Annotated in this window: 14 protein-coding genes and 1 other RNA gene; 8 read left to right on the top strand and 7 right to left on the bottom strand. The window is 68.9% G+C overall.

The window, feature by feature from the left end:
- Positions 1-25: 25 nt before the first annotated feature.
- Entirely contained in the window at positions 26-508 is a 483-nt protein-coding gene (gene smpB / locus DMP23_RS27635) for an SsrA-binding protein SmpB (protein WP_037818295.1), read from the top strand.
- Entirely contained in the window at positions 505-1,401 is an 897-nt protein-coding gene (locus DMP23_RS27630) for an amidohydrolase family protein (protein ID WP_337822995.1), read from the top strand. Before smpB ends, DMP23_RS27630 begins: the two co-directional genes overlap by 4 nt.
- Here the strand turns inward: DMP23_RS27630 and DMP23_RS27625 are convergent.
- The 4 genes from DMP23_RS27625 to DMP23_RS27610 form a co-directional block, all read right to left on the bottom strand.
- The gene (locus DMP23_RS27625; RefSeq protein ID WP_337822994.1) at positions 1,391-2,692 is read right to left on the bottom strand and encodes an acyltransferase family protein; all 1,302 of its coding nucleotides are present in this window, start codon (positions 2,690-2,692) and stop codon (positions 1,391-1,393) included. The genes DMP23_RS27630 and DMP23_RS27625 overlap by 11 nt on opposite strands.
- A gap of 102 nt (positions 2,693-2,794) precedes the next feature.
- On the bottom strand, positions 2,795-3,013 hold the full coding sequence (locus tag DMP23_RS27620; protein ID WP_037818298.1) for a hypothetical protein: 219 nt from the start codon (positions 3,011-3,013) through the stop codon (positions 2,795-2,797).
- A gap of 79 nt (positions 3,014-3,092) precedes the next feature.
- Positions 3,093-3,734, bottom strand: coding sequence for a response regulator transcription factor (locus tag DMP23_RS27615; RefSeq protein ID WP_037818299.1), 642 nt, complete (start codon positions 3,732-3,734; stop codon positions 3,093-3,095).
- A 96-nt stretch (positions 3,735-3,830) separates the two neighbouring features.
- Positions 3,831-4,088, bottom strand: a complete 258-nt coding sequence (locus DMP23_RS27610) for a helix-turn-helix domain-containing protein (RefSeq protein WP_337822993.1) — start codon at positions 4,086-4,088, stop codon at positions 3,831-3,833.
- A gap of 237 nt (positions 4,089-4,325) precedes the next feature.
- On the opposite strand from DMP23_RS27610, the gene DMP23_RS27605 reads away from it, so the two are divergent.
- From DMP23_RS27605 to DMP23_RS27590, 4 genes are read left to right on the top strand one after another with little or no spacing between them, the layout of a single operon-like run.
- A complete protein-coding gene (locus DMP23_RS27605; RefSeq protein WP_051172159.1) occupies positions 4,326-4,667 on the top strand; it encodes a hypothetical protein in 342 nt (113 codons plus the stop codon).
- 11 nt (positions 4,668-4,678) lie between these two features.
- Positions 4,679-5,293, top strand: a complete 615-nt coding sequence (locus DMP23_RS27600) for a DUF3558 domain-containing protein (protein WP_337822992.1) — start codon at positions 4,679-4,681, stop codon at positions 5,291-5,293.
- Between the two features lie 17 nt (positions 5,294-5,310).
- Positions 5,311-6,531 (top strand): hypothetical protein, encoded by a 1,221-nt coding sequence (locus DMP23_RS27595; RefSeq protein ID WP_337822991.1) that lies wholly within the window; start codon positions 5,311-5,313, stop codon positions 6,529-6,531.
- A gap of 26 nt (positions 6,532-6,557) precedes the next feature.
- Positions 6,558-7,301: an ESX secretion-associated protein EspG gene (locus tag DMP23_RS27590; RefSeq protein ID WP_337822990.1), complete on the top strand. Its 744-nt coding sequence runs from the start codon at positions 6,558-6,560 to the stop codon at positions 7,299-7,301.
- Position 7,302: 1 nt separating this feature from the next.
- Here DMP23_RS27590 and DMP23_RS27585 read toward each other — a convergent pair whose 3' ends face one another.
- Positions 7,303-8,436, bottom strand: a complete 1,134-nt coding sequence (locus DMP23_RS27585; protein ID WP_037818300.1) for a sensor histidine kinase — start codon at positions 8,434-8,436, stop codon at positions 7,303-7,305.
- On the bottom strand, positions 8,433-9,125 hold the full coding sequence (locus tag DMP23_RS27580; protein WP_037818301.1) for a sensor domain-containing protein: 693 nt from the start codon (positions 9,123-9,125) through the stop codon (positions 8,433-8,435). Before DMP23_RS27580 ends, DMP23_RS27585 begins: the two co-directional genes overlap by 4 nt.
- Before the next feature lie 165 nt (positions 9,126-9,290).
- Between DMP23_RS27580 and ssrA the strand changes: the two genes are divergently transcribed.
- Positions 9,291-9,665, top strand: a transfer-messenger RNA (tmRNA) gene (gene ssrA / locus DMP23_RS27575).
- 258 nt (positions 9,666-9,923) lie between these two features.
- On the opposite strand, the gene DMP23_RS27570 is transcribed toward ssrA, so the two are convergent.
- The gene (locus DMP23_RS27570) at positions 9,924-10,709 is read right to left on the bottom strand and encodes an IclR family transcriptional regulator (protein ID WP_337822989.1); all 786 of its coding nucleotides are present in this window, start codon (positions 10,707-10,709) and stop codon (positions 9,924-9,926) included.
- A 170-nt stretch (positions 10,710-10,879) separates the two neighbouring features.
- Here DMP23_RS27570 and hutH point away from each other — a divergent pair, with 170 nt between their 5' ends.
- Positions 10,880-12,406, top strand: a complete 1,527-nt coding sequence (gene hutH, locus DMP23_RS27565; RefSeq protein WP_337822988.1) for a histidine ammonia-lyase — start codon at positions 10,880-10,882, stop codon at positions 12,404-12,406.
- Positions 12,407-12,408 lie beyond the last annotated feature (2 nt).

Here is a 12,408-nt window from a genome sequence, read left to right as displayed (position 1 = left end):
GGACACATCACGTAAAGTGGTCGGTATGCCCAAGGAACGTGGACAGAAGGTCATCGCGTCGAACCGCAAGGCTCGGCACGACTACTCCATCCTGGACACCTATGAGGCCGGGATGGTGCTGCAGGGCACCGAGGTGAAGAGCCTGCGCGCAGGCAAAGCCTCCCTTGTGGACGCGTTCGCGACGGTGGACGACGGCGAGGTGTGGCTGCGCAACGTCCACATCCCCGAGTACACCCAGGGCACCTGGACCAACCACATGCCGCGGCGCACGCGGAAGCTGCTGCTGCACCGGCGCGAGATCGAACGGCTCATCGGCAAGACCAAGGAAAGCGGTCTGTCGCTCGTGCCGCTGTCGATGTACTTCAAGGACGGCAAGGTCAAGGTCGAGATCGCGCTGGCCAAGGGCAAGAAGGCCTACGACAAGCGGCAGTCGCTCGCCAAGCGCGACGCGCAGAAGGACATCAGCCGCGCGATGGGGCGGGCGTTGAAGGGCCGGTTCACGGAGTGACGGCGGGTCCGGCCACCGACGCCGACGTCCCGGGCTGGATCGCCGGGCTCGGCCTCGACGGAATCGTCGACCTGCACGTCCACTTCCTGCCGAAGCCCGTGCTGGACAAGGTGTGGGCGTATTTCGACCGCGCCGAGCAGCACTACGGCACGCCGTGGCCGATCCACTACCGCACGCCGGAGGCGGAACGGATCGGCACGTTGCGCGCGCTGGGCGTGAAAGCCTTCGCGCCGCTGGTGTACCCGCACAAGCCGGGCATGGCGGAGTGGCTCACGTCGTGGGTGCTGGAGTTCGCCGAGCAGGTGCCGGAAGCGGTGCCCACCGGCACGTTCTACCCGGAGCCGAGGGCGGCGTCCTATGTGGACAATGCGTTGCGCGCCGGAGCCCGGTGTTTCAAGGCGCACGTGCAGGTCGGGGCGTACGACCCGCGGGACGAGCTGCTCGACCCGGTGTGGGGCTCGCTCACCGAAGCGGGCGTGCCGGTGGTGATCCACTGTGGACACGGTCCGTTGCGCGGCGATTTCACCGGGCTTGAGGTGTTCGAGGAAGTCCTGCGACGGCATCCGCGGCTCACCGCCGTCCTCGCGCACGCGGCGATGCCGCAGTTCGCCACCGCGTTCGAGCTGCTGGCGCGCTACCCGCGAGTGCACCTCGACACCACCATGGTCGGCGTGCCGTTCGCGGAGGCGATGTCGCCGCTGCCGCCGGACTGGACGGTCCGGTTGGCGGAGGTGGCCGACCGCGTCGTCCTCGGCACCGACTTCCCGAACATCCCCTACTCCTACGCCACACAGCTGCAGGCGATCGCCGGCTGGGCAGCCGACGATCGCCTTGGCGAGCCGTTCCTGCGGGCGGTGCTGCACGACACCCCCGCGAAGCTCCTCAGCGTTTGACCGCCACGAGAGTCCGGCTGCGCGTCATCGACACCTGACGTCCGGCCAGTGCGTATCCGGCCGCGACCAGCGCCACCCAGGGCAGCGGACCGGTCAGCAGGTTGTCGTTGAGCGGGGCGAACCCGTGCGCGGCCAATCCCAGGAGACCGCCGGAGGCGAGCAGGCCCGCCAGCACCAGCTGAGGCGTCCGAGCGGTCACGACCAGGCCGTCCGGCTGCGTTTCGAAGCGCTCGAACAGGCGCAGCAGACCCAGCAGCACCGCGCCGCACACGGCGATCCAGGCGGGTGCCATCAGGAACCACATCGACGAACCCGGGGTCGGCGTCGAGTAGCCGAGGCCGAGGACGGTCACGCCGGAAACCACGACCAGCGCCGGCATGTGCCAGAGGTAGACCGACATGAACCGCGGGCTGAGCCAGCTGAGTGCCGCGGTGACGCGGGGGAGCGAGACGAGCTTCTCGCGGAACGCCAGCAGGAAGCCGATCTGACCGAGCGCGAGGAACAGCAGCAGGACGGTGGGCGGGCTCATGTTGGACACCGGCGCGCCCGGCATGCCGATCATGCTCGCCGGGTACGGACCGAACGCGACCAGCAGCGCCGTCACCCCGAAACCGGCGGCGGAAACGGCCAGCGCGGCACGGCGGCTGAGCGAGCCGAGGCGGCCTTCGACGTAGTGGAAGCCGAGCTGGTGCACGGCGACCCAGACGATGACGGCGTTGGCGTATCCGATCATCCCGAGGTCGGAGAACCGTGCCACGTCAACGAGAACGCCCAGTCCGGCCAGCACCGCCGGAACCGCGAGACCCCAGCGGCGGTGCGCGGCGACCATCAGCGGCGTGAGCAGCACGGTGAGCAGGTAGACGGAGAGGAACCAGAGCAGTTGTGCGGCGATCGCGCTGGCCACCTGGACCGGTTGCGGCGGAACTCCCATGCCGCGCAACAGATCCGGCACGACGAGCCACACCGCCATCAGCGGCAGCACCGGAACGAGCAGCCGGCGAACGCGTCCGGCAAACCAGGCGCGGGTGGATTCCGCGCGGCGCAACGAGATCAGGTTCGCCGCACCGCCTGCGAAGAACACGAGGGGCATGACCTGCGAGGCCCAGGTGATGATCCACCAGCCGGGCGTCGCGAGGGCGTTTCCGGTGGCAAGAGTGTTGCCGGAGAAGGAAAGCACCGGCATCGTCCAGTGCTGCGCGACCACCGCGAGGATCGCTCCGGCGCGTACCACGTCGAGAAATTTGTCCCGGGTCGCCCTGGTGCCGCGGGTCTGCAGCTGGCTCGTCGTCATGCTGAAGAGCCTGTCGGTTTCCGGGCTCCGGAACAGCGGTGCAGACCACCGAAAACGGGGTTGGGTCAGCAGTAGGCGAAAGGTGGGGTTTGCCCTACCGGGCTAGGACAGGGTGTCCGGCTCCGGTTCGGATTCGTGCGCCTGCACCCGGTACGCCCAGCCGTCCTCGGTGAGGCCGAGTTCGTACCGCGTCTCGATTTTCGGTCCGCCGTGCAGGTGGATGTGCCGCACGACGGTGCCCGGAACCGGTTCCTCGTCGGCGAGTTCCTGCACCCGGCCGTCGAGCGGGCCGCCGAAGAAGCGGACGCTGCGGTCGGACATCGGGTTCTCCTCGCTCGGCATCAGTCCATGGTAGGCGAGGGACCCGCGTCGGGGCTGCCGTCAGTTCGAGTGAGGGGTTTCAGCGGCCGAGGTAGGTCAGCACCGCGCGAACCCGGCGATGTTCCTCGGAACTGGCCTCGAGACCGAGCTTCGAGAAGATGTTGCCGATGTGCTTTTCGACCGCTCCGTGCGACACGACCAGCGAGTTCGCGATGGCGTTGTTGGACAGGCCCTGAGCCATCAAGCCGAGCACCTCGGATTCACGCGCGGTGAGCGCATCCAGAGGGTTGCGGCGGCCGCGAGCCATCAATTGGGCGATGACATCGGGGTCGATGGCGGTGCCGCCGTCCGCGACGCGACGGACCGCGTCCAGGAACTCGTCCACGTCGGCGACGCGCTCTTTCAGCAGGTAACCGACGCCTCCGGCACCACCGGACAGCAGCTCGACCGCGTAGCTTTCCTCGACGTACTGGGACAGCACGAGCACCGGCAGACCGGCGATCTCCTTGCGAGCGGCCAGTGCCGCGCGCAAACCCTCGTCGGTGAACGTCGGCGGCATCCGGACGTCGACAATCGCCAGGTCAGGACGGTGTTCGGTGATCGCGCCGAGCAGATCGTCGCCATTGTCGACCGCGGCGACGGTCTCGATGCCCTCGTCGGCGAGCAACCGGGTGACCCCGGCCCGAAGCAACACGGCGTCTTCCGCGATCACTACTCGCATCAAGGCCCCCAGATCAGTGAGTGAACGGCTCGCGGGCCTATTCACTCACGAGTGGGCAATCTCGGGCGCGGCAGGTCGACTTTACCGCCGAACGGGTCAGAGGTCGGCGGATTCGAGCATGTCCGAGACCGACACGCTGAGCACCGCGGCGAGCCCGACGAGCGTCGACATGCGCGGATTCGACGGGCCGGCCGCGTCCTTGCGCCCGGATGCCCGGCCCGACTCGATCAGCTGGACCTGGTTTTTCGTGACCCCAGCTTGGAAGGCGAGAGCTTCCTGGGACATCTGCCGCTCCTCGCGCAAGCGACGCAACGCGCGACCGAACTTCTTCGCCGTCGCCTCGTCCCAGTGCACCAGATCATGCTCTAAGCAAGGTCCGATAAGTGACACCCTATGAAAAAGACCTGCTATAAATTGTCTGCAAGTGCCGACAGAGGTCGCTCAGGAGACGGATATCGGCGCCCCGGCAATCCAGTCAGCATCCGGCGCGGTCGACCACAAAGACGAGCCGGGATTCGCCCGGTGGCTTCGGTAGCCCGGACGGGTGAGCGACGGTCGGCCGGAGTTGTTCTGCGCAGGGAGGGCGTAAGAGTGACTGACAATCGCGGAGCAGCGGGCGCGGGCAGCTACTCGCTGGACGCGGCGGGACTGGACCGTGTAGCGGACGAGTTCGAGAAGCTGGCAAACGAGTTCACGACAGCTGTCGGTAACGCACGGGTTATCGCGCAGATGCTGGCTCCGGCTCTGGACTACGCGAGCGGAAACAACGCGGAGACCTTTCGGAACTCAGGAGGCGTCCTGATCACGTCTCTTCAGGATCGGGCGCAGTACTGCCGTCAGCAGGCAGCCAAGTTCCGAGCGGCTACAGGCAAGTACCAGACGGTTGAAGCCGAGCAAGCGCATGACGTGAAGAAGGTCGGGGGCACCCTGTGAGGCGCGTTGCAATGCTGTCGGCGGCGACGTTGTTTGCCCTGGCAGGGTGCTCCGGGGGCGCCGGAGGGCAGGCAACCCCGATCACGTCGAACAGCGATTCGCCGGCGCCGACCAGCACCGCGGCTGATGCTCAACTGCCCGGGCCAGGAGTGCCGAAGGTGCAGGATCCGATCGACACCGCCAAAGCCTCGCAGGACCCGTGCACGGTTCTTACCGCTGAACAGGTCAAGGGCTTCCTCGGCGGTCCGGTCGCGCCCAAGTCCGAGAACGCGGGCGGAGGGCCTTCCTGCAGCTGGTTCGGCGGTCACCAGTACGAGCACGCCAGCATCAGCGTCATTGTCAATGGCGTCGACAAACGCGGGTTGACCTCCGTTTACGCGGCCAAGGGGGGTCTTTACAAGTTCTTCCAGCCGCTCCCCGCGGTCGACGGATATCCGCTGGTCGCCACCGATACCGCGGAAAAGCGCACCTTCGGCCAATGCCGGGCGTCTTTGGGCGTGCGAGACGACCAGACGATCGAGCTCTTCGTCGAACAGCCGGACTCGCGCAAGGAGAAGAAAGATCCCTGCGATTCCGTTCATGCCGTAGCCGCCGCCGTGGTCGGCAATCTCAAGGGAGGGCGATGATGCAGCCGGAGCGGTGCATGAGCGCTGCCGAGATCTACCGCGAGCTGACCGGCGGAGCCGGAGCCGGGTCGTTGGGCGATACCCAGCGAGCTGCTTCCCAGCTGAGCGATCATCTCCTCGACCTGGCCACGCGGGCCGGGACGCTCGCCGCCTTCCAGCGCGAGGCGTGGCAAGGCGAGGCCGCGAACGAGGCGGCGGCGAATTCGTGCACCCCGCTGCTCGAGACCGCCGCGGAAGACTCGGCACGGTTGGGTGCGGTCCAGGTCGTCGCCCACGAGCAGATGTCGGCTTTCCAGAATGCCAAGAACAGCGTGAAACCGGTGGCCGCGCAGGAACCCGGATTGACCGACGAGGACGTCGTCGCCCTTCTGCACGGGGACGGGCAGAAGTACACCGACCGGGTGACGCAATGGCAAGCGGATTCGCAGCACAATGTGCAGGTTTTCAGCGGATACAGCGCGACCAGCGGATCGAATAACGGCCGGGTGCCCGCGAAGTACGCGGAATTGCGGGACAGCGGGGCGCAGATCACCCTGGCCAGTGCCGAAGATCCGGCCCGGCCCGGACAGTCGCGCACTGGCGGCCAGGGCGGCGGATTGCGCCGCCCGCCGTCGTCCGGGCCTGGGCCGGTCGAGCGCGGTCCGGATCCGAGCCCGGCGCCCAGTCCGGCTCCTGCCCCGCCGCCGTCGCCGTCGCCGACGCCGGGTCCGGTCCCGACGCCAGGTCCGGTCCGTCGTCCCGGCGGCCAGCCGCCTGTACAGCCGCCGCCAGTACAGCCGCCGCCCGGTTGGCGGGTCCCGTCCGAACGCGACGACGAGAGTGTCAAGAAGCAGTCGTGGCCGCCGGTCCCGCCGCGTTTCCAGCCGGTTCCGTCGCCGAGTCCGATCAGTCTCGGGCAAGGAGACGGGACCGGCGGCCACGGCGGCGCGTTCGGCCCGCTCGGCTATTCGCCGGGCGGCGCGGGCGTCGACAGCGAACCGGGCGCGGGCGGTCGTACCGGTGCCCGGACGCCGGGTGAATCGGCCCCCGGGCGCGGCGGTGCGGCCGGGGCTCCGGGCTCGTCCGGGAAGAACGCGGCCTCGATGGCCGGTCCGTTGGGCGGAAAAGGCGGGAAAGGTGAAGAGGACAAGGAAAAGAAGGCCGCGCCCTACCTGCGGGAAGCCGATCCGGACGGAGTGTTCGGCGGCAACGAGGTGAAGCCGGTCCCGCCGGTCATCGGTGATCGTCCGCAGCGATAGCGCATCAGTTCAGGGGAGGGACGACGGTGCTGTTCGCGCGCACAACTGAAATTACACTGAGTGCTCTGCAGTATTCATTTCGTGAAGTCAAGCTGAATGACCCGCACCCGTTGTTCGGCTTCGGCGCGATGCACGTGCCGGAGTCGTTGGCGGGCGAGTTGGCCGATGAGGCTCGCGACGAGTTGCACCGGCTGGGACTTCTCGACCGCGGCCGCGTGTCCGACGCGTTCGAGGACGCGCTGTACACGCTCGCGCGGCCCGAAACGGAGTATGTGGCACGCGTCGACAACCAGGGCGAGCAGTACAGCGTGTTCGTGGGGGCTCGTGGGCGGGGCGTAGTGACTGCGGTCCATGACGGGGCTCGGGTGCTGGTGAAGGCCTCGGACAGCCGAGAGTCGCCAGCCGCCGCTCTCGTCGCGCGTCTGCCGACGTTCCGCCCGGCGAAACTCGCCTTGATTTCTCTGTCGCAACACGAATTCCGCGGCGACGACAGCGACTTCCCGGACGAGCGCAGCCGCGCCGCGCGGACCGTCGACGAACTACTCACCCGGCCTGCTTTTGGGCGTGGCGAGATCAATGTGTCGATTCGCGGGACAGGGCGGAGCAGGCGGGTCGCTGACGGCGTTCTGACCTACCGCGACCTCAGCGACGGCCGGGTCGCGTTCGAGGTCTCCGGGTCAGAACGGAACCGCTACATCACGGTCATGGCTGGGGAAGGACAGATGCTCGTTCAGCGAGTGGCCGCGCTTCGCGCCAGCCTCGACGGGTGACTTACCACTGACACGGCAGGTCCGCCCTGATGACCGTCGGCCCGCCGACCGGGCTTACGACGGTGATCACGCCGTCGATGGTCGCTGCTCGGTCGGCCAGCCCGGCGAGCCCGCCGCCGGGGCGTACTTCGGCGCCGCCGTGGCCGTTGTCGGTGATTTCGGTGATGACGTGCGTGTCCGAGCGCCACACCTTCACCATCGCCTCGGTCGCGCCGGAGTGCTTGGCGATGTTGGTGAGGGTCTCGCCGACGATGAAGTACGCGGTGGTCTCGACCGCGGCCGGCGGGCGGGGCTCGACGTCGACGTGTACGTCCACCGGGATCGGCGATTTCGCGGCCTGCGCGGACAAAGCCGCGTCGAGACCGCGGTCGCCCAGTACGGCGGGGTAGATGCCGCGGGCGAGGTCGCGCAGTTCGGAAACGGCGAGCTTGGCGTCCGAATGGGCCTCGTCGATCAGGTCGCGCACCGCGTTCGGGTCGTTGTCGAACTTCGACTTCGCCCGGCCGAGGCTCATCGCGACCGCCACGAGCCGCTGCTGAGCGCCGTCGTGCAGGTCACGCTCGATCCGGCGGCGTTCGGCCTCCGCGGCGTCCACGCCCCGAGCCCGCGACGCCTGCAGGTGCTCGGCCTTCTTCTCCAGCTTCTTCGTGCGGTTCGGGCCCAGCAGCGACAGCGCCAGGTTGCCGTGCAGCCAGCCCAGCCACGGCGTCACCCAGATCGCCATCGGCAGCAGCACGATCGACGCGAGCGCGATCGGCAGCTCGACAATCGACAGCGGGAACGCGGCCAGGAGATAAGCCAGGTCGCGCCAGGTCGTCGGGTCGGACAGCCGGGTGAGCCAGCGGCGGGTCATCGGCTGCCCTTCCAGCGGCAGCCGCTCGACCGGGCCCAGCGGGGTGCCGAGCATCCGGCGGGCCCAGCGTCGCTCGAGGTCGCCGGACCAGCGGATGAAGCCGGTGACGGCCAGCAGGATCGGGAAGCCGACCCAGATGATCAGCGTCGCCGTGCCGACGGTCGCGCCGACCACGATGAGGATGAACTGCAGCAGGCGCAGCACGAACGTCGGGATCATGTACCCGATCGTGCGAGCCGGATGCGGACGAGGGTGCTCCGGAGGCGGGTCTTGCGCAGTCATCCGGCCACCGTGATCCCGTCGATCTCGTTCCAGGAGCGCTCCATGCGCCGCCGCTGGGCAACCGTGGGCCGCAGGAACCCGGCCGCGAACGCGGCGTGCAGGGCCGCGAGCCCCTTGGTGAGGGCCACGGCGATCGCGGCGAACAGCACCCCCAGCGCCGCCCAAGGCAGCGCGGCCACCGTCGAGTCGACGACGAACCACTGCACATCGTAGCTCGGGAAGGCGTAGACCCCGTCCGGAAGGAAGCGGTAGTAGATCGGCAGCGCGACCAGGCCGAGACTGACCGCCCACACCGTCACGACCAGCACGAACTCCACCAGGCCGAGCGGGAAGAGCAGGAAAAGGTAGGACAGGTCGCGCCAGGTCGCCGGGTCCTTCAGCCGGGTCAGCCAGCGCTGCTTCTGCCCCGACGGCGGCAACGGCAGATACGGATCGTCGATGTACACGTCGAGCAGCGCGAACACCCGTCCCCGCTCGACCCGCCCCGCGGTCCGCGCGAACAGGACCAGCAGCGCGAGCAGCGGAACGCCGAGCCACACGACGATCGTCCCCAGCCCGGCCGACCCCAGCGTCACGATGAGCGTGAACGAGAGGATCCCGATAGGCAGGTTGAGCAGGAGATACGCCAGCGCCCCGCCCAACGGCGGAGTGCGGCGCCCAAAACTGCGACCGGCGGGCACGGTGACCATGGCGGGGCTCCCTCACTGCGGAAACTGACCTGCTCAGCATGGCCGGACCGGTGCCGGGCAACCAGGGGGCGAGCGGGCATCTTCGAGGTGGGGACAGCCCTACCCCGTGCCGGAATTATCGGGTTGCCGGGCGGGTTATGATGGTGAGGTTACAAGCACCTACAAGGGGGTGAACGGTTTCGACTCTGGACGTTGAATCAAGGGAAGCGTGCCGGTGCAGGCGAGAGACCACCGTAAGCGTCATCGCAACCTAATAAGCGCCAAGGCCAATAGCCAGCGCGACTTCGCTCTCGCTGCCTGATCGCAGTAGAGCAAGTCTGTCGGCCCGGGGTCGCCTCCGACCCGGTCGCCGGCATCAGCTAGGAGGCTTACCGCCGGTCCCGGCCACGGGGCCCGGTAGGGAAGCAAACAGTGGCTGGGCTCGTCACTTCAGCTTGTTCGCGTGACTGAAGGGGCCAAGCAGAGACATAGCGGACTGCGCACGGAGAAGCCTTGAGGAGGCGCTAGAGGACCCGGGTTCAATTCCCGGCACCTCCACTCGATTCGCGGGAGAGCCCTGGCCAACGCTTGCGCGTTGGCCAGGGCTCTTCTTCGTCCTTGCCTTTGGGGGTCGGACCCCCAAACCCCCGCCAGGGGGCTGCGCCCCCTGGACCCCCATCGTGGTGGTTGCGTTGCGTGGGCTGGGTGCGTTGGCCGACGGCATCAAGGAAGCAATTGCCTAGGCGGAATGGGTGTTCGGCACTGGCCCCCAGCATCGCGGGAAGCCTTCTGTGGCACCGGCTGCCCTGCGACCGGATCTCATCTTGGGCGGGTGCCGCCGATGTGTGTGGTTAGGGTTGCGGCTGTCGCGGCGACGGCTTCGGCTAGGTCGGGGAAGGTCTCTTCGCAAGGGCCCTCGTCTGGGCAGAGGTGGCGCAGTGTCACGCTGATCGCGGCCATCGGCCTGGAGCCGTGGTCGAACACTGGGGCGGCGACAGAGGCGAAGCCTGCTGTCACGTGACCGTCTTCTACTGACCAGCCGAGGCGGCGTTCGGTCGCCAAGGTGCGGCGTAGTGCGGCCAGCGAATTGGGGCCGCGTGGAGTGCGCAGGACGAACGACGTGGCGGCTGGGAACAGGGCGCGGACGTGTGCGGCTGGCAGGTGTTGCAGCATCGCGCGGCCGGACGCGGTCAGGTGTGCGGGCAGTCGCACGCCGACGTCGGTGACGAGGGTTTCCGGGCGGGCTGGGCGTTCCTTGATCAGGTACAGCGATTCGTTGCCGTGCAGGACGCCCAAATGTGCGGTGTGGCCGATGCGGTCGACGAGTTTGCGCAGCAGCGGTCCGGCCAAGCGCTCCAGTGGGTCGTGGCGCAGGTAGGCCGAGCCGAGTTCGAAGGCGGCGATGCCGAGGCCGTAGCGGCGTTCGGCGGGCAGGTGGGTGACGAAACCGGCTGCGGTCAGTTCGTTGAGCAGGTGATACGTCGTCGACCGAGGCAACTCCAGGTCGCGCGCGATGGCCGCGGCCGAGACCGGGCCCGCGTGGCCGGCGAGCAGGCGCAGCACGGAGAGGCCGTTGCGCAGGGCGGGAACGTCGGAACTGCTCACTGGGCCTCCTCCGGAAGTGGCGCGAGGGGACCCCTCGCACTGCCCGAACGGAGTATGAGGGGTCCCTTCGCGCCGGTGGTCGAGGCTCTCGCCACGTGTTGTCTTGGATACCAGACACTACCGCGAACTCCGCCCTGTCGCGCGGGCCCGCCGGGAGGTGCAATGGCGGCATGCCGGAACCAGTCCTCCTGAGCTCGAAGCCGATGACCGCGGCGCAGGTTGTCGACATCGTCCGTGGGCACGCGCACGTCGGGCTCGCCGAGACGGTCGAGAAGAACCTCGCCGCCACCCGCCAGCACATCGAAGACCTCGCCGACGCCACGTCGCCGACCTATGGGGTCTCGACCGGGTTCGGCGCGCTCGCCACGCGCCACATCCCCGTCGAGAGCCGTACCGCGCTGCAGCGCAGCCTGATCCGCTCGCACGCCGCGGGCGCCGGGCCCGCGGTGGAGCCGGAGGTGGTGCGCGCCCTGATGCTGCTGCGCCTGCGCACGCTGGCCAGCGGTTACACCGGGGTGCGCCCGCAGACGGCGCAAACGCTTGCGGCGCTGCTCAACGCGGACATCACGCCGGTGGTGCACGAGTACGGTTCGCTCGGCTGCTCCGGCGACCTCGCGCCGCTGGCCGCGGTCGCGCTCGCGTTGATGGGCGAGGGCGAGGTGTTCCACGCGGGCGAGCGGAAGCCCGCCGCGGACGCGTTGCGGGCGGCCGGGATCACGCCGCTCGTGCTGGCCGAGAAGGAGGGCCTCGCGCTCACCAACGGCACCGACGGCATGCTCGGCATGCTGCTGCTCGCTGCCGCCGACCTGCATCGGCTGCTGGACGTCGCCGACCTCACCGCGGCGATGAGCGTCGAGGCGCTGCTGGGCACCGATCGCGCGTTCGCCGCCGATCTGCAGGCGCTGCGTCCGCATCCCGGCCAGGCGACCAGCGCGGCGCGGATGTTCGCGGCGTTGCAGGGGTCGAAGATCGTGGAGAGCCACCGCGGCCCGGACTGCAACCGCGTGCAGGACGCGTACTCGCTGCGGTGCGCGCCGCAGGTGCACGGCGCCGCGCGGGACACGCTGACGCACGCGGAACTGGTCGCGGAGCGGGAACTCTGGTCCGCGGTGGACAACCCGGTGGTGCTGGCCGACGGCCGGGTGGAGTCGAACGGCAACTTCCACGGCGCGCCGGTCGCGTACGTGCTCGACTTCCTCGCGGTGCCGGTGGCGGACGTGGCGAGCATCGCCGAACGCCGCACCGACCGGATGCTCGACCAGGCGCGTTCGCACGGGCTGCCGCCGTTCCTCGCGCACGACCCCGGCGTCGACTCCGGGCACATGATCGCGCAGTACACGCAGGCCGCCGTGGTCAGCGAGCTGAAGCGGCTCGCGGTGCCCGCCTCGGTCGACTCGATCCCGAGCAGCGCGATGCAGGAGGACCACGTGTCCATGGGCTGGTCCGCCGCGCGCAAGCTGCGCAAGGCGGTCGACGGCCTGACCACCGTGCTCGCCGTCGAACTGCTCACCGCTGCCCGCGCGCTCGATTTCCGCGCGCCGCTGCAGCCCTCGCCGGTCACCGGACGCGTCCGGGACCTGCTGCGCACCAAGGTCGCGGGTCCTGGCCCCGATCGTCACCTGGCGCCCGAGATCGCGGCCGCCGAAGAACTCGTGCGGTCGGGCGCTGTCCTGGCCGCGGCCGAACTGGAGGCCTGAGC

The sequence above is a fragment of the Amycolatopsis sp. A1MSW2902 genome, assembly GCF_017312175.1.
Taxonomy (GTDB): Bacteria; Actinomycetota; Actinomycetes; order Mycobacteriales; family Pseudonocardiaceae; genus Amycolatopsis; species Amycolatopsis nivea.
The sequence above is the reverse complement of the archived record's forward strand: the minus strand, read 5'-3'. Positions and strand labels throughout refer to the sequence as shown.

Bases quoted from the DNA above. Each gene is read 5' to 3' on its own strand.
- DMP23_RS27625 (WP_337822994.1), bottom strand. From the start codon at position 2,692: ATGACGACGAGCCAGCTGCAGACCCGCGGCACCAGGGCGACCCGGGAC.
- DMP23_RS27595 (WP_337822991.1), top strand. From the start codon at position 5,311: ATGAGCGCTGCCGAGATCTACCGCGAGCTGACCGGCGGAGCCGGAGCC.
- DMP23_RS27580 (WP_037818301.1), bottom strand. From the start codon at position 9,125: ATGGTCACCGTGCCCGCCGGTCGCAGTTTTGGGCGCCGCACTCCGCCG.
- DMP23_RS27585 (WP_037818300.1), bottom strand. From the start codon at position 8,436: ATGACTGCGCAAGACCCGCCTCCGGAGCACCCTCGTCCGCATCCGGCT.
- DMP23_RS27620 (WP_037818298.1), bottom strand. From the start codon at position 3,013: ATGTCCGACCGCAGCGTCCGCTTCTTCGGCGGCCCGCTCGACGGCCGG.
- DMP23_RS27615 (WP_037818299.1), bottom strand. From the start codon at position 3,734: ATGCGAGTAGTGATCGCGGAAGACGCCGTGTTGCTTCGGGCCGGGGTC.
- smpB (WP_037818295.1), top strand. From the start codon at position 26: ATGCCCAAGGAACGTGGACAGAAGGTCATCGCGTCGAACCGCAAGGCT.
- DMP23_RS27600 (WP_337822992.1), top strand. From the start codon at position 4,679: ATGCTGTCGGCGGCGACGTTGTTTGCCCTGGCAGGGTGCTCCGGGGGC.
- hutH (WP_337822988.1), top strand. From the start codon at position 10,880: ATGCCGGAACCAGTCCTCCTGAGCTCGAAGCCGATGACCGCGGCGCAG.